Here is an 18,486-nt window from a genome sequence, read left to right as displayed (position 1 = left end):
GCGCCGGCCATGCGTGGGCGCGCTTACCGCTTCGGCCGCGCCACGGCGTACATCTCCCAGGCGATCTTCTTCATCAGGGCGCTGCTGTCCTCGCCCTCCTTGTACAGATCGAAGTGGGTGCGGCCTTCCAGGTAGCGGAAGTCGCTCTTTGCGCCCAGGCCGTCCAGCACCGCCTGGAATTTATGCGCGGCCCCATCCAGGTAGAACGTGTCTGCGGTGCCGACGATCAGGTGGATCTTGCCGTCCAGATCAGGCTTGAGCGTGGGCCATTGCGCGGCCACGCGCGCAGAAATGTCGTAGTGGGTGCGCCAGTAGGCCACCACGGCCGGGTCTACCTTGCCGGTGTTGCGGTCGAACATCGGCACCGGGCGGCCGTCGGGCCCGCGCGGGGAGAACACCCAGTCGAACGAGGTCATCTGGCCGCCGTAGGGGCCGATGACGCGCTCGAGCTTGGCGAAGGTTTCCAGGTCGGCCACCACCTTGCCCTGGTCGCGGATCAACGGGAACTGGCTGCCGTCCGGGCGCCGGTACATATTGGCATTGGGCGCGTACAGATCCGGCCCGGTGAAGTCGCGGAAGTCGCTCGAATCGGGCGAGGTGGACCAGGTACCGCCGAACAGCTTGGGGTAGCGCGTCTGCAGCCACAGCGTGGCCCAGCCACCGGACGAATGCCCGTTCAAGAACCGGCCCTTGGCGTTGCCGTCCATCTTGTACTGCCGTTCGAGCGCGGAGATCAGCTCTTCGGTCAGCGCGGTGCCCCAGGGGCCGTTGTTGACCGAATCGGCGAACTCGTGGGTGCCGGTGGGCGTGGACTGGTCCAGGAACACCCAGATCATCGGCGGCATCTGCTTGGCCGCCATCGCGCTCCAGGTGGCGGCGATGCTGCCGGCAAAGCGGTTGTAGTTGCCGCCGAATCCGTGGGTGACATACACGGTGGGATAGCGGGTGGCGGCCTTGGCGTCGTAGCCGGGCGGGGTGAGCACGCGGGCGCGCAGCGACACCGGCCGGCCCCAGAAGGCGCTCAGCGACGGGCTCACCATCGAGGCATCCGCGCTATGCAGCTTGGCCTCCGGGACAGCGTCGCGGATTGCCTGCGGTGCACGCGGCGACACCTGCCAGGGGTCGTCCGACACCGGCACCTGCTTGCTGAGCCTCAGCGTAGGCAACGGCTTGCCCTTGCCCGGGGTCACCGCGGTGACGGCGCTCAACAGATCACCGCCATCGCGGCCGCCATAGCTGTAACTGTGGTCTGGATCCAGCACGGCCTGGAACAGATACGCGCCGGCCGGCAGCGCAGAAAACGCGCTGGGGAAGGCGATATTGTCCAGGTCGATCTCGACGCTGGCACCGGGCGCGAGCGCGGTGACCTCCTGCGCCGCCACGGCCACCGCCGTCGGGCGGAACGGGCTGACGTCCACCTCCTCCACCTTGCCGGCTTTGCCGTCCTTTCCGTCTTTGGCCGCAGCCTGGGCGTCCTTGGCCAGGGTGGCGAAGACCAGCAGGCGCCCGGACACGGGCTGATCGCTCGCCCCGTCCAGCGTGACGCGCAGCAGACGATGGGCTGCCGGTGCGGCGGCGTGCGCGCAGCAGGCGCACAACAGGCCAACGGCCAGACCCAGGCGGGGAACAAGACGATGCAGAGACATGCAAATCCTTGGGAACGCAGGTGGATGGAGTGGGCGCACACGGCCCTGTGCAGACTGTAGCCAGTTCCCGGCCGGCCGTGCGCCACCAACGCGAGGTCTGGTCACCGTATCCGATCTGCCTGCTCCAGGGCTCACATCATCAACCGGACGCGACACCGACTCCGGCCGGCATCGCGAGCGGTAGCGTGAAGTTACGCCAGCCCCAAGTAACTAAAAACTAAAGTCAGCGTTAGTTTCAACCCGATAAGTGCTCGACAGGCAGCCAATCTAATGTCGGCTTTCGATTTCGCTTGTTCTCCGTGAGGCGCGCTTGCTGCGGCAGAGTGTGTTTGGTCCCGTGACGGATGCATTGAAAGCGGTGGTGTGATGCGTTGAAGACTGCCGCTATCGGTGCGTCGATTTTCTCGTGAATGACGTGCGTCGTTGGCTTACTGGTTTTTGATGTAGACAGCGTAGACGTGCGCCACTTTGCCGCTGGAATTCAAAGAAAAAGTCATCACGATGGAACGGGCATCGGGGTCCAGCATTGCCTGCCCGTTGTTGTCCCTGATGACCAGCTTGCCTGCGGTGTCTTCAACGATCTTTGACGTTGGAGACTTGCCGACCATCTCCAGCACCGTTGCTTTTGCTGTACCCAGCGGTATGTAGTTGCTGACGATGCTGCTCACATCGATCTGTTGGAATCGGAAGGGCTTTTGGGAGGCATAAATCTCGTCGAGCATGGGCACTGCTTCTGATTTCAGGATGTCTTCCTGTGTCGAAGCGGTGAGTGCCGTCTCTGCATTGGTACAGGACAAAAGCGAGAGCACTGCGATTCCGATGAGTGCGAAGGTTGCAGCCCAACGGCTTGGCGTGATGCGTGGCATGGCGATCTCCTGATGCAGCTGATCATATGGATCAGATGTCTGCAAGCTATTCCAGGTAACCGTTCTATCTTGAGGGATGTCTGTTGCGAGCAACGGAGCGCCGTGTTCACTTCCGAAAGCCAAACTGCATCACGCAACGAAGTCGCTGAGACGATTTGCCGGGTTTGCGAGGCGTTGGTCTTCAACGATGAACACACCAGCGGCGTGGCCAGCTGGGTGGCGTAGGTGTGGTGCTTCTACACAGACGCATGTCGTCATCGAACGCAATCGATCATCTGCCGCTTGGCGTTATGCACAGGTGCCGTTGCGACTATCCATTCAAGGCGCAAGCCGCCGCCGCGCGAACAGCCGCTGCCGAAACCTTGCATCACCCACCAAGGAATGATCGAAATGAAACGTAAATCCAGCTATCGCGGTGCGCTTGCGGCATGTGGCCTCTCGCTCGTCTTGGCCGCGTTGTGCATGGACGCTGCCGTTGCAGCGCCGGTCACCGGGACGGACAAGGTCACACTGACCCATGTCTTTGCCACGCTGCAGACTGGCCAGCAGGATAAGAACCCCGAAGACATTGCGGCGTGTCGCGAGCAGGTCTCGGCGCCGAGTTCCAAGTACCTGGGAGTGACAGTTACGACCAAGTATTCGATTGACGTGCAATCCAAGATCATGAGCGCCTCGTCGTCGCTGGCCTCTCCCGTGGCCACCCAGCCGCTGGTGCTGACGGTGCCGCTAGCGCCGTTAGGCCTGTCTGGCGAGTATGGCTTCGGCGCGTTTCGACCGAGCGCGTTGCCCAATGCCTACCTGCTGTTCTCTGTCGGGCTGGATTTCAAGAAACCGACGTCGTCTATGCTCGTTCTCAACAGCGACAAAAACTACAACTGTCTGGTGACCAGCAATCCGGCGCCGTTCAAAGGAGCACTGAGCACGAAGCTGGGACAAGACCAAGGGGGCTGATGTCTGCGACCGCCGGGTAGTCGACGAACGAGCCGAGGACATCGTCGGCTCGTTCGGCTGCTGCTTGCAAAACAGCGCTTTAGAGATTGGCGCCGAAATGGCGGGGTATCACGGCACGCGACAGATCAATTCCACGGGTTAATAACCTCCAATGCCATCGCCGCGAATGGTGCCGTGTCGCGAGTGGCAACGGCCAAGCCTTGCGCGGCTGCCGTTGCAGCGATGTAGGCATCGGCGCGCCCGAGTGTGAGTCCTGCGGTTCTGGCTTTCGATGCAAGCGCCGCAAATGCGTGTGATGCATCCAGATCGAATGCGAGCAGGCGCCCGTCGAACAGTGGCAATACCTCGCCTTCCAACCGAGCATGCAACGTGGATCGCTTACGGCCCTCGGGCATCACGGCAATGCCGAAACGCAATTCAGCCACCGTCACGACCGACAGGAACAGTGTCTCGACAGCCTGCGCATCGATCCAGGCGACGACCTGCGGGTTGGGCTGAGGCCGCCAAAGCTCGGAGATGACATTGGTATCGACCAGGATCACTTCAAACCGATCGGCTTGATCGCGGCCTTGTCGCGCATCTTGTCGAAGGCGTCGGCCTGTTTTGCTGTCAGGCCGGCGTCGCGGCCGATGTCCACCAGCAGGGAGCCGAGTTTGACCCGGTCTGCGGGTTTGGCCGCCGACTCAAGGATTGCGCGGATCTCCGCTTCGGTGCTGCGACCGTGGCGTGCAGCCCGCGCGCGGATCGCGCGATGCACGTCGTCTGGGATATTGCGGACGGTGAAAGAAGGCATATGGCCCTCCCGGTGGCATCAGGTTGCTTGCACTTTAGAGAAGTGCAAGCACTCAGGCAACGTCACCACGCCCGGTATCGAATGCAGTCATTCCCGCATTAGCAGGTAAGTGGAATCTGGGCCCGACCTAGCCCCACCACTCACCGATACGGCCCAGGCCCGCGCCATACCGGTTCGCCTTGCTTGTAGACCTCCATCATGTTGATGACCTCGCGGGCATCGCCGATGTCTTTGAGTTCCGGCGAGTCCGGCGGTAGCAGGCGGCATTTGCTGGAGCCGCGCTTGAGCGCGACTTCCAGCGGGCAGACCATGCGGTACTGGGTGCCGGGCAGGATGATGGCCACTTCCTTCATGCCCTGGTCGCGCCAGTTGCGCAGCTGGGTCTCGCTGCGCACTTCGTAATAGACCTGGTAGCCGCCCACATCCATGCTGGGTTGGGCGTTGTTGCGGTCGCGGCGGCGGCCTTCGCTGATGGTGGGCGTGTTGGACATGCCGTCTTCGGCGGCATCGGCCTCTTCTTCGAGCATGCCGGGTGGGCGGCCGGTCCAGGTCTGGGGGCGGCGCTGCGGCGGCGATGAGGGTTCTGCCGGCGGTTGCGGCGGGGTGGGGCGCTGCACCGGTTGTGTCTGGCGCTGCTCGACCAGGCCGCCGCGGCGGGTGTTGCCTGCCGGCGGGATCGGGTTCTTGGCGGTCTTGACCAGGGTGGACTGCACCGGCGAGGCGGCCGGCGGCGGTTGCACGGGTGCGGGCGTTTGCGACGGCGGAGTCGGGGTCGGCGAGGGTGTGGGTTGCTCGGGCGTGGAGGTGTCGCCGACGAAATCCACCTTGGTGCGGCCACCGCTGGCCGAGCCCTGCGGCGGGGTCATGGTGGGGGTGGAGGCCGACAGCAGGATCAACAGCATCAGCACGTGCAGCAGGGCGCTGACCAGCGAGGCGATCCACGGGTCCAGGCGTTCGCCTTTCGGCTCGGTGCGTGGCAGCCAGTCTTTGGCGTCGACTTGAACGTGCAGCAGCTGCAGCGCGTCGTCGCGCACGCGGTAGACCAGCACGTAAGGCGTTTGCTTGACTACCCATTCGCGGGTGCCGGCGACCCGGCCGGCGCGGCCACGGCCCGGTTGCTCGGCTAGGGTGCGGGTGGCTTCCAGCACCTGCCGCGCCATCGCGGCGGCGGCGGTCGGGTTGAGCGCGTGGTAGTGATCCTGGGCGTATGCAAGTTGCTTGGCGGCCGGGACGGTCCAGTCACGCCGCAACATCAACGCCCCATTTGGCGAACAGTGCCGTGACCTGGGCCGGGGCGGCAACCGCGCCCTGATCCGCTGCGGCAATGCCGTCCAGCACCGCAGCCTCGAAGCTGGCGGTGTCCACGACGCGGACCACGTCGTCCCATCCTGCCGTCTCGGGCAGCGTGTCGATCAGCGTGTGGGCTTCTTGCTTGATGGCGGACATGGCACTGCGGTGGGGGAGCTCTGCCGGCAAGTCTACCCGTGCGGCTCTGGTTCGCGTGTGGCAATAGCTGGCGCGCGGCTGGGGCGTTCACTGGCGGTGGCAGGCAGGCCGGTCCTGCGCGAAGGTCGGTTGTCTGTCGCCATTGCCGCGCGCGGCGGCGGCCGCCCGGGCAACCCGCCTGTGCGCGCAGAAAGTGACACTTGGCACCTTGTTCGCGTTGGCAGCTGGTTTCATTCTGCGACGGTCACCTCACCTGCATCTCACCTGGAAAGGAATCGCCATGCCCGCTGCTGCCATCGCACCGCTGACCCCGTATCTCTCGATGGCGGCCATCGCCTTTCTCTACTACCGGCGCATCCGGCGCAGCTTCGGCCGCCAGCAATGGAAGCCGGTGAGCACGGCGGTGCGTACCGTGGTGCTGGTCATTGCGGTGGCGGCGCTGGCGTACGCGGTCTATGGCTTGCCGCAGGTGCGGCCAGGGATCGCCGTGGGAACGCTGGTGGGCATCGGGCTGGGCGCGCTGTCGCTGCGCTACACGCATGCCGAATGGGTAGAGGGCCGTGGCTGGTACACGCCCAATCCGTGGATCGGCGGCGGGCTCACGCTGGTGCTGCTCGGGCGGCTGGCCTGGCGCTGGGCCGATGGCGCCTTCAGCGCGGGCGCGGCGGCGGCCGGCTCGCAGGCCAGCCCGTTGACGCTGGGGATTGCCGCGGCGCTGGTGCTGTATTCGCTGGTCCACGTTGGCGGGCTGTGGTGGCGGCTGCGCCAGTTGCGCTTGCAGGCATGACCGCCTGCGCGAGTGTGCGGCGCTGAGCGCGGGTGCGCTCAGTACCAGGCGGGAGGCGGCAGTTGCCTACACCTGCGAGCGGAACGGGATGACCAGCTTCTCGCCAAGCTTTTGCCGCAGCGGCCGCTTGCGCCAGCGTTCCAGCGTGTACAGCTCGGCCCGTTGCAGGTCGCGCTCGAACACCTCGGTCATCTGCGCGGCCAGCGCACGGTCGTAGACATTCAAGCTGGCCTCGTCGTTGAGGCGGAACGAGCGGATGTCGAAGTTGGTCGAGCCCACCGAGACCAGCAGGCCGTCGATGATCAGCAGCTTGGTGTGCAGCATGGTGGGCAGGAATTCGTGGATATCGATGCCGGCCTGCAGCAGCGGCTCCCAACTGGCCTTGGAGGCCAGCCGCACGGACACGGCATCGATATGTTTGCCCGGCAGCAGCACGCGGATACGCACGCCGCGCGCACGCGCTTCCAGCAGCGAGCGGGTGATCAGCGCATCCGGCACGAAATACGCTGCGGCCAGATCGATCGACGTACGCGCCGCAGCGATGGCGATCAGATACATCAGATGCATGCTCTCGCTGCCGCCCGCTGGCGAGGCCACGAACAGCTGCGCGTCGCTGTCGCCGGCCGGCGCCAACTCGGGGTAGTACTCGGCGCCGTTGAGCACGCGGCCGGTGGTCTTGATCCAGTTGTCATTGAAGGCGGCCTGCACCTGCGCCACCACCGGGCCTTCGATGCGGTAATGCGAATCGCGCCAGTGCTCCGGGTCCTGCGCATCGCCCATCCACTGGTCGGCCACGCCCACACCACCGGTGAAGCCGATGCGGCCATCGATCACCAGCAGCTTGCGATGGGTGCGGTTATTGACGCGGTGCAGGTTGTACCAGGTCAGCGGGCGGTAGCGATGCACCTCCACCCCGGCGTCGGTCATGTCCTGCACCAGCGATGCATCCATCTTCAGGCTGCCGCCCCAGTCGATGGTGACGCGCACCTTGACCCCGGCACGCGCACGCTCGGACAGCGCCTGGCTGAACTCGCGGCCGATCTCGCCCGACCAGTAGATATAGGTTTCGAAGGTGATGGTGCGCTGCGCGCTGCGGATGGCGGCCAGCATCGCCGGGAAGATCTGGTGGCCGTTGTGCAGCACCTGGATCTTGTTGCCGGGCAGAATCGCCGGGCCCAGCAATACCGACATCTCGCGCTTGAACTGCGGGTCGGACACGTCGTAGCAATGGCTCGGAATGTGCTCGAGCTTTTTCTCAGGCGTGGCGAAGTTGAGCAACAGCAGCCCCACCAGCAAGGTGGTGACGACTGCGGCCACGATGATCCATGTCATGCATCCAACTCCCGTTCCCCTGCCGTCGCGGCCTCAAGCGGCCAGCATTCTGGCAAGGCTGGCGTCATGCAGGTTGTGAAGGGGAATTATGAAGAGGTATGAGTAACCCGCCGCGACGTGGGCATCCTGCATGCCAAGCGGTTTATTGCCATGACTTGTCCATCGGATATCGCCTTTGCCCTCAGCGTCGTTCTGCGCTGGGGCAGGCGCATTGTGCGGTCATCATCTCAATGCGTTTGACGCGACCCCATGCAGTGGGTCTGGACAGCGCGGAAAAACCGCAGTGTACGAATGGCACATGCCGATTCCAAACACCGGCCGCGCCCGCCTGGCGGTAAGCGCAGTCCTTTTGATAGCCGCTCCAAACCAATCGTAAAGTTAGTGTTAACTCATTGGCATGTGGCGCTGGATTGTTCGCCCAAAGCCCTAGCATTTCGTCTTCTATCGTGAACTGGAGGTGCGGTTCATGGGACGTTGGAGCAACGATAGATTTGTCAGAACAATTTGCAGGAGCCATGACGTTCGCGCGCAGACCTGAGCAATAGATTCAGTCACGACATCTGCCCCGATGACTGCCCGCAACGTTGGTCAATGCACAGGCACCTACAGTGCGGGCCGCTTATATCGGATGAGGTCCTCCCTTGAGATTGCTGTCCATACCAAAATTTCATAAACAGCAGCCGCAATCTGCTGCCCAAGGTCCGAGCGATACAAGAGTGGACGCGCACCAGCCGCCGGGCAATCGAGCTCCTGACCCTGGCAGTCCGCTTGCGCGCAGGCCGCCCAGTCGGAAGACATCGCAGAAACCCAGCGTCAAGTCCGAGAAAAATTTACTTCAAACATTGTGTTTCACTTCTGGGGCAAGCACATCACGCAAAAACAGCCTCACGCCTGGTGGCAGGCTAGCGCCTGACGCCAGTCCCACCGCTGGCGTCAGTGCATCCCGACCGACGAGTGAAATGCCTGCCGAAGCGCCAGCTACGCAGGCAACGCTTGGCCAAGCCCCGGTCAGAGCCGCGCACGTGCCCAGAAGAGGCAAAACGCTGGCACAACTTTTCAAAGAAACAAAAGAGATGCACGAAGCTGAGTCACCACTTGGTGTTTTTAGCGATGCCATGAACAAGCCCGCTTCATCCGTTCAAGCGCATCTCCTAAATGTCGGTGGCACCAGCACGCACAGCGAAATCGAAGAGCTCGAAGAGCCGAGAAAAAATCCGGCTGCGTCAGAAGGACGTGTGGCCATCGAGGAAGAAATCAACGAAGGATTGAGCGAGGCAGAACAAGACGACATCGTCAAGCCAGACAATGAGCTTTCGATACCCTGGGCGCATGACGCCAACCCAAAAAATCTTTTCTGGCAGAAAATCGATGAATCCCACAAACAGGATATCTTCAATTTATTTTCTGATAACAACGACATGGAAGGCATCGTACTTTATGAAAAGATCCAGGGCATGGAGCATAATGAAAATTCAGGCGCTAGCGAAACGGTCAGTCAAGATCCTGAAAAGCACAACGTCGATGTCAGCCCAGAAAGAAAAGACTTTCTGAAGAAAATAGAATTCATGGAAGAGATGGAGCGTCACTTGTTGCAGCGTTATCAGGCTCACGATCTGCGCAAGCTTCGCAAGGCGCCGGAACCGTCTGCGTCGTTGAAGGCGCTCATGTCCCGGTTTCAAGAAGCGTCAAGGCTTGCTGCGTCAGGTTCGGAGTCGGCTGAGGGCTTGCCGATATCAGCTCCGCCAACACCGGATTATTTTCGGGACGCGTCAACTCGGGCGTCACCAGATCTCGAGCATTTTGAGTTCGCCAACGGGTCAACATCGGCAACGTCGGATCGTTTTCAGGAGAACACCCGGGCGCGATACGAAGAGGCAGTAGAGATCGAGGTGAACAAGCAACGAGTCGCGCGACAAGCAAAGCGCCTCGATAAGCCATCGCCCAAAGGGTTCTTGCATTGGCTCCGCGGCTAACATCAGTGCGAATGACCCGGTGGGCCGCTGCCTGCGCAACAGGCTGAGCTGTCCAGCTGCCGTCAGCGCTCGTCATGTGGAAACCTGTGATGGGCAGGGCTGAGGCATGCTCTAGCGAACCGGTGCCAATGATCCGGTGGTAACTCGCTGACGGGGTCGGCGTTGAATCAGGCGACTGCTTCCGGATAGTCGGTGGAAAACGCGATGTCGCGCTGGTCGTCGAGTGCGGCCAGTCGCGTGGTCAACGCATCGCGGATGGCGTGGTACGCGCTGCCGCCCATGACCAGGCGAAATGGCGGTGGCGATTGTTCGGTGCAGGCGATCATCGCCGTGACCATGCGCTCCGGGTCGCCGACGATGACCCAGCTGCCGTCGTCCAGTGCGCGGCTGAGTGCGTCGACCGGCGTGCCGGCGTAGTCGGACGGGATGTTGGTCCTGACCAGCGCGGCACCGAAGTTGGTGCGTGCCGGGCCGGGTTCGGCCAGGGTGAAGTGGATCCCGAAGCCGGCCACTTCCTGGGCGGCGGCTTCGACGAAGCCTTCGATGCCCCATTTGCTGGCGTGATACAGGCTGAAACCGGGATAGGCGATCTGGCCGCCTTCGGAGGACACCTGCAGCACGTGCCCGCCACCTTGACGACGCAGGTGCGGCAGCGCGGCCTGGATCAGCGTGATGGAGCCGACGAGGTTGGTGTCGATGAGATCGCGCACCTGCGCGTCGGTGGCGGCCTCGGCCGCACCGAGCGTGCCGTAGCCGGCGTTGCTGATCAGCACGTCGATCCTGCCCAGAGTCTGGAAGGCCTGGGTCACGACGTTGCGTACTGCTGTGCTGTCACGCAGATCGAGCTGAAACACGTGCAATGCCTCGCCGTGCAGTGTCTGCAGATCGGCCAGCGCATCCGCGCGCCGCACCGTGGCCGCGACACGCTCGCCGCGTGCCAGCAGTGTTTCGACCAAGCCGCGGCCGAAGCCGGAAGATGCGCCTGTGATAAGCCAGGTCCTGGACATGGGCATTGCCTTTGCGTGGGGAAGGAACACCACCCTAGGCGCGGGGAATTGATGGGTCTATGCCATAGAATTCGAATGCGTTGATGCATTTTGACCACTAATGCCCAAGCCCACCTTCAATGACCTGGCCGCGTTCACCAGTGTGGCCGCGCACCGCAGCTTCCGGCGTGCGGCCACCGAGCTGGGGCTGGCGCCGTCCTCGCTCAGCCACCTGATCAGCGCGTTGGAACGCAACCTCGGCGTGCGCCTGCTGCATCGGACCACGCGCAGCGTCTCGCTGACCGAAGCGGGCGAGCGCCTGTACGCAAAGTTGGTGCCGGCGCTGCAGGATGTGGAGCAGGCGTTGAGCGAACTGGATGCCTTCCGCAGCGGGCCCACCGGCACGGTGCGCATCAACGCGCCCGAAGTGGTGGTGCGGCTATTGCTGCAGCAGGTGGTGCCGGAGGTGCTGGCGCGGTATCCGGCGCTGTCGGTGGACCTGGTGAGCGAAGGCCGCCTGGTGGATATCGTGGCGGCCGGGTTCGATGCCGGCATTCGCCTGAGCGAGTCGGTGCCGCAGGACATGATTGCGGTGCCGTTCGGCGGGCAGACGCGTTTCATCGCCGTCGCTGCGCCTGCCTATCTGCAGCGCGCCGGCAGCCCGGACACGCCGGACGATCTGCATCGCCACGCGTGCATCCGGCATCGCATGCCCAGCGGCAGGCTGTATCGCTGGGAGTTCGAGCGGCGCGGTCAGGAGGTGGCGATCGATGTGCCGGGACGGCTGACGCTGGACCAGATTCTGATGATGAGCGAGGCCGCCGAGGCCGGCCTTGGCATCGCCTATGTGCCCGAGCATGCGGCGATGGCTGCACTGGCGCGCGGCACGCTGGTGCGGGTGCTGGAGCAGTGGTGCCCGGCCATTCCGGGACTGGTGCTGTATTACCCGGGACATCGCCAGATTCCACCGGGCCTGCGTGCGTTTATCGATACGCTCAAGCAGGTGCTGCCCTAGTCATCGATCGGTATCCAATGCGGTAAATCGCTTGCTGCGCCGACGCCGAAAGCGGGCTGAAGCGCTAAGACGACATCAGTGCACGTTGGTGTGGAACGACACAAGCGCACGCTCCGCGTTGGCTGCCGCCCGCTCGCAAACCGGACGCACTAGCCGCTTGTGTGGCGCCTGCCTATGCGCCGAAATGCTTACATGCGTCACACAAGCGCGCACCTATACTGCCGGGTGTCCCACCCACAAGGTTCTGACTGCATGAGCGCACCCCCAACGTCCCCGATTGCCGCCGGTTCTGGCGCAGCCCCCGGTAGCCTTCGCCGTTCGGTGTCCAACACGCTCAAGGGCTCGGCCGGCAATCTGGTCGAGTGGTACGACGTTTACGTCTACTCGGTGTTTGCGGTCTATTTCGAATCGCAGTTCTTCTCCAAGGAAGACAAGAACGCCACGATGTTCGTGTGGGCGATCTTTGCGATGACCTTCCTGATGCGCCCGATCGGCGCGTGGTACTTCGGCCGGTTTGCCGACCGTTACGGCCGGCGGCTGGCGTTGACGATTTCGGTGTCGATGATGGCACTGTGCTCGTTCGTTATCGCGATCACCCCGACGGTGTCCACGATCGGCATCGCCGCGCCGATCATCCTGCTACTGGCGCGTCTGCTGCAGGGCTTTGCCACCGGTGGCGAGTACGGCACCAGTGCGACCTACATGTCCGAGGCAGCGATTCCAGGCCGGCGCGGGTTCCTGTCGTCGTTCCATTATGTGACGCTGGTTGGCGGGCATGTATTGGCGCAGACCACGTTGCTGGTGATGCTGCATTTCTTCGATGCGCCGCAGGTGTCCGAGTGGGGCTGGCGCGTGGCGTTCGGCCTGGGCGGCATCGGTGCGTTGGTGGTGTTCTGGCTGCGCCAGAGCATGGACGAGTCGCTGAGCTCCGAATCCATCGCCGATTCGCGCACCGGCAAGGCCAAGGCGTCGGGCTCGATGCGCGAGTTGTTCGTCAATCAGTGGCGTCCGCTGCTGCTGTGCTTCCTGATCACTGCCGGCGGCACGATCGCGTTCTACACCTACTCGGTGACCGGGCCGAAGATGATCCAGACCGCGTTCGCCGGTGGCGACGTGATGGCCGGCACCATCATCAACCTGGTCGCGCTGACGGTGTTGATGCTGATGCAGCCGATCGGTGGCTGGCTGTCCGACATCGTCGGGCGCAAGAGCCTGCTGGTGTTCTTCGGCATTGGTGGGGTGCTCTACACCTGGTTCCTGGTGATGGAGCTGCCCAAGCAGACCGACTGGTTGACCGCGTTCGCGATCCTTACCGTGGGCTTTGTGATCCTGACCGGCTACACCTCGATCAATGCGGTGGTGAAGGCGGAATTGTTCCCGACCCACGTGCGCGCGCTGGGCGTCGGCTTGGGCTATGCGCTGGCGAACTCCGCGTTCGGTGGCACTGCGCCGTTGTTGTACCAGGCCTCGTTGAAGACCGGCCACGTGAGCGAGTTCGTGATCTATGCCACGGCGGTGATCGCAGTGTCGTTGGTGGTGTACATGTTCTTCCTGACCAACAAGGGCAGCAACTGGCTGGACGACGAAGCGGCGATGCATCAGCGCAAGCGCTGATGTGTTTTGCCCTTCTCCCAACGGGAGAAGGTGCCCCAAAGGGGCGGATGAGGGTACGTGCGAAGCCACGTGCAGTTGGAACGACACGAGGGCTTCGCCCCGTACCCTCACCCCAACCCCTCTCCCGCAGGGAGAGGGGCCTGAGTAGCCTGTTGTTGCATGAAGTCTTGATGGTGCTGCGTCGTCTCAGCAAACAAGCTGTAACGCAAACCAATCAAACCCAACAGCGCTTCATCGCGATGTGCGCCTGCCGGCACTTTCCCCACGCGCGCCAGCGACACATCCAGACGATCACGCAGAGATTCCGGCCCCGGAAACGGGCGTTTTTGCGCAATCTGCTGCCGATAATGCGCAGCAACATCGACCAGGATCGCGTCCACCGCATCAACGCTCATCTGCGGCAACCCATGCCGCGCGCTGCGCAGTTGCAGGATGTTCAAGCCCACGCGCACTTCGTTGAGCATATCCACTGAGGTCAGATCGCTGCCTTCCGGCGTCAGTGCCAAGCGTGGTGCGAGCAAGCCAAGCAAGTCCAGCATGCGGGAGGCGAACTGTTGCCGGTCTTGTGCACCGTGGCCCTCCGCAGCCTCGGCCAACGTGCGCCAGCCCTGGCGTACCAGGCGGCGCGCGCTCCATTCCGCACCCACCGAGCGAAACAATCGCGTCAGCACCACGGCAAATCCAATCCCCAACACCATCGCCACCGCCGCGTTGACGAAGCTCTGGATGTTGGCGTTATAGGTGTTCTGCAAACTCAATAGCGCGGTGAGATTCACCACCAGCGGCAGTGCGATCAACATGCTCTTGGGGCGATGCAGCAACGCGCCGATCGGCAGGAACACCGCCGCCAGCACCAACACCAGCATCGGGAAATCGTGGATGGCCGGGAAGATGCCGAACAGATAGATGCCGGCGACCACGCTGGCTACCACCGCCCAGGTCAGGAACGACAGCATGCTCGGCGCAGGGTCGTCCTGTGCGGCGAAAAACGCGGCAGTCACCGCCGCCATCATCGCGCCGTTGCCGCCGCCTTCCCAGCCGATGCCGATCCACAGCACGCAGTACGCCATCAGCGCGAAGCCCGCGCTCAATGCGGAGAATGCGGCCATGCCGAAATCGATGTGGCGCGTGTTGCTCGCACGTGCCGGGGTGTTGGCTGTATCGCGCGGTGACCCGGTAAGTCGCTGCAATGACCCGGTAAGTCGCTGCAATAGCGAGGAGCGCTGACGTGGCTGCGCAGTAGGCCCAAGCAATGCAGCCTCAGCCCGCGCTGGAGGAACTGCGGTTGCAGCATCGCGTCGCGACCAGCCCAGAATCTGCAGCAACGAAGACTGCATGTGCGAACGCGCAGCTGGTTCTCTTTGCGCAGTGTCATCCCGGTTGGATGATTCCGCCGTTGCAGGTTGTCTCGCGGCAGCCGGCATCGCGCGCAGCACCGGCGTCGCTGCGCCTTGCACTAACGCCCGCTCCAGCGCGCGGCAGTCCTGCCACAGGTCTAGCAGTTCTTCCAGCCGCAGCAGCAAGCTCGCAAGCTGTAAATGTTCGATGTCCTGATCCACCACCGGGTGGTGCGCGGCGATACGTGCGCGTAATGCGTCAACATCATCTTCGTTGCGCGCTTGGTCACCCTCATCCACCCAGGCAGCGACGTCGTCCAGCAGCGCAGCGATATCGGGCGGCAACACAGACCCGTCGCGCTGCACCGCATCCAGGCGGTCGGCGATCGACGACAGCACCGGCAGCAACAGCAGCATGCGTGCGCGCAAGTGTTCCAGCGTGGGCGCGGCACCGGCATGGCGCGGGTCATCATGGCGCACGAAGGCGATCAAGGCCTCGAACTGCACCAGATCTGCCGCCAGGCGATTGCGCGGCGCCTGTGATGGGCCGCGCTGCAACACCTGGCGACACCATGCCGCCGCGTCCTGCATCCAGTTGCCAATGCGCGCGGTGAGCATCGGCTTGACCGAGGCGGGAAACACCAGCGCGGCGAACAGCACCGCCATCACCGTGCCCAGGATGATCTCTTCGCTGCGTGCCACCACGGTGTCGAAGATGCCTTCCGGCGCGGTCACCGCAGGGAAGCCGATGAACGCGGTGGTGTAGCCGGCGAGCAGGAACGCATAGCCGCGCGGGCCGCGATTGAGCAGCGCCAGGAACAGGCAGGCCGACAGCCACAACGCCATCGCCGCACTGAGCAGCAATGGCGTCTCCACCAGGTTAGGCAACATCACCAGGGTCGCCGCGCCGGCCAGCAAGGTGCCGAGCACGCGGTACACGCCCTTGGCGCGGGTGGGGCCGAGCAGCGGTTGCGAGACGATGTAGACCGTGGCCATCGCCCAGTACGGCCGCGACAGATTGCCGGCCAGCCCCACATACAACGCCGCGATCGAGGCGGCGAAGGTCTTGGCCGAAAACAGCCAGGCCTGGCGATCGCGCAGCAGCGCCTTCATCGTGCGGCCGTCGTATCGGTGTGGCCCGCCGTGGTTTCCCAACCGCCGCCCAGCGCCAGGAACAGCTGCAGTTGATCCTGCGAGACCTGCGCCTGCGCATTGGCCAGCGTCATGTCGGCGGTGGCCAGCGTGCGCTCGGCATCCAGGCTGGACAGATACGGCGTGCGCCCGCCCTGATACAAGCGCCGGTTCTGCGACGAGGCCAGTTCGGCCTGTTGCTGCGCCTGTTCCAGCAGATGCAGGCGGTCCAGATCCTGCGCATAGCGCGACAGCGTGGTCTGCACTTCGCGCAAGGCCTGCAGCACGGTGTTGTCGAACTGCGCCAGCGCCACGTCCGCGCCGGCTTCGGTGGCGCGGATGCGGGCACGCGCACCGCTAGACGGCAGCGTCCAAGAAATCAGCGGGCCAAACGACCAGGCATGTGTGGCCGGTTCGCCGAAGTCGGCCAGCAGCCCGGTGGCGCCGATCGAGCCGCCCAGACGGATATCCGGATACAGCTCGGCGGTGGCCACGCCGATGCGCGCAGTGGCTGCCGCCAGCCGGCGCTCGGCCTGGCGCACATCCGGGCGACGCGCCAGCAGCGCGCGGCCGTCGCCGATCGGAATCGGGCGCTGCAGGGCCGGCGCGTGCGCGCAGCTGTCCACACCGGCTGGCACCTCGCCAGGCGTCTTGCCGAGCAGCGCGGCCAGTTGATAGCCGGCCGCCTGGCGGCGCGCGCGCAGCGGCGGCAGCGCCGCTTCCAGCATCGCCACCTGCGCGCTGGCGCGGGCCAGATCGGGCGGTGTGTCACGGCCTGCATCGATCAGGCGTTGGGTAATGTCGCGGCTGCGCTGCTGCAATTGCAGCGAATGTTCGGCCACGTGCAGCTCGTGATTGGCGTGGCAGATCTCCACATAACTGCCGGCGACCTGCGCGGCCACGTTGACGCGCGCCAGATCGATCGCGGCCTGGGCGACCTGCGTGTCGGCCTGCGCGGCCTCGGCACCGCGTTGCAGCTTGCCGAACAGATCGAACTGATACGACACCCCGAACTTGCCGTCGGCCAGGTTGAACACCGGCAGCTTTTCTTCCTGCAGGAAGGCCTCGGCCGAGACCTGCGCGCGGCTGACGCCGGCTTCCACTTCGTAATCGAAGCCGCCCGCGTCCAGCGCCTGTTCGTACACCGCGGCGGCGCGGCGCAGGTTGGCACCGGCGACCTTCAACTCGACGTTGTCGCGCAAGGCCTGTTCGATCAGGCCATCCAGCATCGGGTCCTGATACAGCGCCCACCAGCGTGCCGGCAGCAGTGCACCGGGGTGCACCTGGTCGTTGCCGGTGTCGAGAAACGCGGCATTGGCGGCCGGGCGCTGGTAGGCCGAATCGTCCGGCACTGCGTAGTTCGGCCCCACCGTGCTGCACGCAGTTAATGCAGTCAGTACCGCCGCCAAACCGAAATGACGAAACACAACGCGCTTCATGGTGCAGCCTTCGCCTGCACGCGGGCAGGCGCTGTGCCGCCAGTGCCACGCGCGGCATCCGGCAGGATGGTCACGGTTGCAGTGCGGCCAGCAATCAGCTGCACATGCGCCGGCACCCGATCCAGCACGATGCGTACCGGGATGCGCTGCGCCAGCCGCACCCAGTCGAACGCCGGCGTGACGTTGGGCAATGCGCCGGCGCTGCCGCTGCGATAGCGGTCTTCGATACCGGCGGCGATGCTCTGCACATGCCCGTGCAAGGTCACCGGCTCGCCCATCAGGCGCACGTCCACGCGCTGGCCGGCATGCACGCCCTGCAGGCGGGTCTCTTCGAAATAGCCATCGACGCGGAACGAGCCGGTGTCCAGCACCGCCACCACCGGGCGCCCGGCGCTGACGTAATCGCCCACGCGCACGGTGCGGTCGCTGACATGGCCGTCGGCCGGGCTGCGCACCTGCGTGCGGTCCAGGTTGAGCTGGGCCAGGTCCACCGCCGATTGCGCGGTGGCCACCGCCGCCTGCGCCTTCTGCACATTGGAGCGGCGCACCTCGGCATCTTCGGCGGCCACCAGGTCCTGCAGGCTGCGGTCGCGCGCGATCTCGCGGCGCAACTGACTCAAGGTGGCCTGGCGCTCGGCCAGCGCGGCGCGCGCCTGTTCCAGCGCGATCGCATAGCGTGCGCGGTCCACCACGAACAGCAACTGCCCGCGCCGCACCGCCTGGTTGTCGGCCACCGCCACTTCCTCCACCAGCCCGGACACATCCGGCGCCACCTGCACCACATCGGCGCCCACGTGCGCATCGCGCGTCCACGGTGCTTCCATGTAATAACGCCACAGGTGCTGCAGCACCACGGCCGCCACCACCACCATTGCCAGGGTCAACAGCGCCGGCCCCGCGTTCTTGATCAGCTTTTTCACGATTGCATCCAACGGGTAAGGGAAAACATGCCGCCCAGCAGCGCGATGTACAGCGCCAGGTTGAACAGCGCCGGGTGCCAGATATGCCGGTACGCACCGGCCCAGGTCAGCAGCGCGCCGATGGCGCTGTTGAGCAGGTAGGCCAGCGTCATCAACGCCAGCAAGGTGGGAACGAACACACCGTAGAGACTGAATTCGCCGTACATCGCTTACTTCCTGAAGAGAAAAAGACGCCCCGCGGCGTGGTGCG

Annotated in this window: 17 protein-coding genes; 5 read left to right on the top strand and 12 right to left on the bottom strand. The window is 64.2% G+C overall.

Annotated features, from left to right (window positions below; all coding sequences use genetic code 11):
- Nucleotides 1-23: 23 nt before the first annotated feature.
- Both ABS769_RS14610 and ABS769_RS14605 read right to left on the bottom strand, forming a co-directional pair.
- Complete coding sequence (locus tag ABS769_RS14610; RefSeq protein ID WP_317062173.1) at nucleotides 24-1,646, bottom strand: alpha/beta hydrolase; 1,623 nt, start codon at nucleotides 1,644-1,646, stop codon at nucleotides 24-26.
- Between the two features lie 428 nt (nucleotides 1,647-2,074).
- Nucleotides 2,075-2,512, bottom strand: coding sequence for a DUF6393 family protein (locus ABS769_RS14605; protein ID WP_317062172.1), 438 nt, complete (start codon nucleotides 2,510-2,512; stop codon nucleotides 2,075-2,077).
- A gap of 390 nt (nucleotides 2,513-2,902) precedes the next feature.
- Here ABS769_RS14605 and ABS769_RS14600 point away from each other — a divergent pair, with 390 nt between their 5' ends.
- Complete coding sequence (locus ABS769_RS14600) at nucleotides 2,903-3,463, top strand: hypothetical protein (RefSeq protein WP_317062171.1); 561 nt, start codon at nucleotides 2,903-2,905, stop codon at nucleotides 3,461-3,463.
- A gap of 125 nt (nucleotides 3,464-3,588) precedes the next feature.
- On the opposite strand, the gene ABS769_RS14595 is transcribed toward ABS769_RS14600, so the two are convergent.
- From ABS769_RS14595 to ABS769_RS14580, 4 genes are all read right to left on the bottom strand, one after another.
- Nucleotides 3,589-4,005: a type II toxin-antitoxin system VapC family toxin gene (locus ABS769_RS14595; RefSeq protein ID WP_317062170.1), complete on the bottom strand. Its 417-nt coding sequence runs from the start codon at nucleotides 4,003-4,005 to the stop codon at nucleotides 3,589-3,591.
- Nucleotides 4,002-4,256 (bottom strand): FitA-like ribbon-helix-helix domain-containing protein, encoded by a 255-nt coding sequence (locus tag ABS769_RS14590; protein ID WP_317062169.1) that lies wholly within the window; start codon nucleotides 4,254-4,256, stop codon nucleotides 4,002-4,004. Before ABS769_RS14590 ends, ABS769_RS14595 begins: the two co-directional genes overlap by 4 nt.
- A gap of 140 nt (nucleotides 4,257-4,396) precedes the next feature.
- Nucleotides 4,397-5,509 carry a type II toxin-antitoxin system RelE/ParE family toxin gene (locus tag ABS769_RS14585; RefSeq protein WP_317062168.1) on the bottom strand — a complete coding sequence of 371 codons (1,113 nt, stop codon included), beginning with the start codon at nucleotides 5,507-5,509 and terminating at the stop codon, nucleotides 4,397-4,399.
- The gene (locus ABS769_RS14580) at nucleotides 5,496-5,702 is read right to left on the bottom strand and encodes a hypothetical protein (RefSeq protein ID WP_115041034.1); all 207 of its coding nucleotides are present in this window, start codon (nucleotides 5,700-5,702) and stop codon (nucleotides 5,496-5,498) included. The genes ABS769_RS14585 and ABS769_RS14580 overlap by 14 nt, the downstream gene beginning before the upstream one ends.
- A gap of 280 nt (nucleotides 5,703-5,982) precedes the next feature.
- Here ABS769_RS14580 and ABS769_RS14575 point away from each other — a divergent pair, with 280 nt between their 5' ends.
- The gene (locus ABS769_RS14575; protein WP_043907073.1) at nucleotides 5,983-6,489 is read left to right on the top strand and encodes a hypothetical protein; all 507 of its coding nucleotides are present in this window, start codon (nucleotides 5,983-5,985) and stop codon (nucleotides 6,487-6,489) included.
- A 66-nt stretch (nucleotides 6,490-6,555) separates the two neighbouring features.
- On the opposite strand, the gene ABS769_RS14570 is transcribed toward ABS769_RS14575, so the two are convergent.
- Complete coding sequence (locus tag ABS769_RS14570) at nucleotides 6,556-7,821, bottom strand: phospholipase D-like domain-containing protein (RefSeq protein WP_317062167.1); 1,266 nt, start codon at nucleotides 7,819-7,821, stop codon at nucleotides 6,556-6,558.
- A gap of 959 nt (nucleotides 7,822-8,780) precedes the next feature.
- On the opposite strand from ABS769_RS14570, the gene ABS769_RS14565 reads away from it, so the two are divergent.
- Nucleotides 8,781-9,794 carry a hypothetical protein gene (locus ABS769_RS14565; RefSeq protein WP_350498190.1) on the top strand — a complete coding sequence of 338 codons (1,014 nt, stop codon included), beginning with the start codon at nucleotides 8,781-8,783 and terminating at the stop codon, nucleotides 9,792-9,794.
- Nucleotides 9,795-9,961: 167 nt separating this feature from the next.
- Here the strand turns inward: ABS769_RS14565 and ABS769_RS14560 are convergent, their stop codons facing one another.
- Complete coding sequence (locus ABS769_RS14560; RefSeq protein WP_317062165.1) at nucleotides 9,962-10,801, bottom strand: SDR family oxidoreductase; 840 nt, start codon at nucleotides 10,799-10,801, stop codon at nucleotides 9,962-9,964.
- 100 nt (nucleotides 10,802-10,901) lie between these two features.
- Here ABS769_RS14560 and ABS769_RS14555 point away from each other — a divergent pair, with 100 nt between their 5' ends.
- Nucleotides 10,902-11,795 (top strand): LysR family transcriptional regulator, encoded by an 894-nt coding sequence (locus tag ABS769_RS14555; RefSeq protein ID WP_317062163.1) that lies wholly within the window; start codon nucleotides 10,902-10,904, stop codon nucleotides 11,793-11,795.
- 252 nt (nucleotides 11,796-12,047) lie between these two features.
- On the top strand, nucleotides 12,048-13,409 hold the full coding sequence (locus tag ABS769_RS14550) for an MFS transporter (protein WP_115041031.1): 1,362 nt from the start codon (nucleotides 12,048-12,050) through the stop codon (nucleotides 13,407-13,409).
- 107 nt (nucleotides 13,410-13,516) lie between these two features.
- Here ABS769_RS14550 and ABS769_RS14545 read toward each other — a convergent pair whose 3' ends face one another.
- The 4 genes from ABS769_RS14545 to ABS769_RS14530 are packed head-to-tail and all read right to left on the bottom strand — an operon-like array spanning nucleotide 13,517 to nucleotide 18,442.
- A complete protein-coding gene (locus ABS769_RS14545) occupies nucleotides 13,517-15,859 on the bottom strand; it encodes an FUSC family protein (protein ID WP_317062162.1) in 2,343 nt (780 codons plus the stop codon).
- Nucleotides 15,856-17,316: an efflux transporter outer membrane subunit gene (locus ABS769_RS14540; protein ID WP_317062161.1), complete on the bottom strand. Its 1,461-nt coding sequence runs from the start codon at nucleotides 17,314-17,316 to the stop codon at nucleotides 15,856-15,858. The genes ABS769_RS14545 and ABS769_RS14540 overlap by 4 nt, the downstream gene beginning before the upstream one ends.
- Nucleotides 17,313-18,236, bottom strand: coding sequence for an efflux RND transporter periplasmic adaptor subunit (locus ABS769_RS14535; RefSeq protein ID WP_317062160.1), 924 nt, complete (start codon nucleotides 18,234-18,236; stop codon nucleotides 17,313-17,315). The genes ABS769_RS14540 and ABS769_RS14535 overlap by 4 nt, the downstream gene beginning before the upstream one ends.
- Nucleotides 18,233-18,442: a DUF1656 domain-containing protein gene (locus ABS769_RS14530; RefSeq protein ID WP_317062159.1), complete on the bottom strand. Its 210-nt coding sequence runs from the start codon at nucleotides 18,440-18,442 to the stop codon at nucleotides 18,233-18,235. Before ABS769_RS14530 ends, ABS769_RS14535 begins: the two co-directional genes overlap by 4 nt.
- Between the last annotated feature and the right edge of the window lie 44 nt (nucleotides 18,443-18,486).

Source organism: Xanthomonas hortorum, assembly GCF_040279205.1.
GTDB lineage: Bacteria > Pseudomonadota > Gammaproteobacteria > Xanthomonadales > Xanthomonadaceae > Xanthomonas > Xanthomonas hortorum_F.
Note: the sequence above shows the minus strand (reverse complement) of the source record. Positions and strands in the feature narration are given on the sequence as shown.

Coding starts and splice junctions, on each gene's coding strand:
- ABS769_RS14545 (WP_317062162.1), bottom strand. CDS start 15,859: ATGAAGGCGCTGCTGCGCGATCGCCAGGCCTGGCTGTTTTCGGCCAAG.
- ABS769_RS14605 (WP_317062172.1), bottom strand. CDS start 2,512: ATGCCACGCATCACGCCAAGCCGTTGGGCTGCAACCTTCGCACTCATC.
- ABS769_RS14570 (WP_317062167.1), bottom strand. CDS start 7,821: ATGACATGGATCATCGTGGCCGCAGTCGTCACCACCTTGCTGGTGGGG.
- ABS769_RS14580 (WP_115041034.1), bottom strand. CDS start 5,702: ATGTCCGCCATCAAGCAAGAAGCCCACACGCTGATCGACACGCTGCCC.
- ABS769_RS14610 (WP_317062173.1), bottom strand. CDS start 1,646: ATGTCTCTGCATCGTCTTGTTCCCCGCCTGGGTCTGGCCGTTGGCCTG.
- ABS769_RS14530 (WP_317062159.1), bottom strand. CDS start 18,442: ATGTACGGCGAATTCAGTCTCTACGGTGTGTTCGTTCCCACCTTGCTG.
- ABS769_RS14585 (WP_317062168.1), bottom strand. CDS start 5,509: ATGTTGCGGCGTGACTGGACCGTCCCGGCCGCCAAGCAACTTGCATAC.
- ABS769_RS14565 (WP_350498190.1), top strand. CDS start 8,781: ATGCCTGCCGAAGCGCCAGCTACGCAGGCAACGCTTGGCCAAGCCCCG.
- ABS769_RS14550 (WP_115041031.1), top strand. CDS start 12,048: ATGAGCGCACCCCCAACGTCCCCGATTGCCGCCGGTTCTGGCGCAGCC.
- ABS769_RS14555 (WP_317062163.1), top strand. CDS start 10,902: ATGCCCAAGCCCACCTTCAATGACCTGGCCGCGTTCACCAGTGTGGCC.
- ABS769_RS14600 (WP_317062171.1), top strand. CDS start 2,903: ATGAAACGTAAATCCAGCTATCGCGGTGCGCTTGCGGCATGTGGCCTC.
- ABS769_RS14540 (WP_317062161.1), bottom strand. CDS start 17,316: ATGAAGCGCGTTGTGTTTCGTCATTTCGGTTTGGCGGCGGTACTGACT.
- ABS769_RS14560 (WP_317062165.1), bottom strand. CDS start 10,801: ATGTCCAGGACCTGGCTTATCACAGGCGCATCTTCCGGCTTCGGCCGC.
- ABS769_RS14590 (WP_317062169.1), bottom strand. CDS start 4,256: ATGCCTTCTTTCACCGTCCGCAATATCCCAGACGACGTGCATCGCGCG.
- ABS769_RS14575 (WP_043907073.1), top strand. CDS start 5,983: ATGCCCGCTGCTGCCATCGCACCGCTGACCCCGTATCTCTCGATGGCG.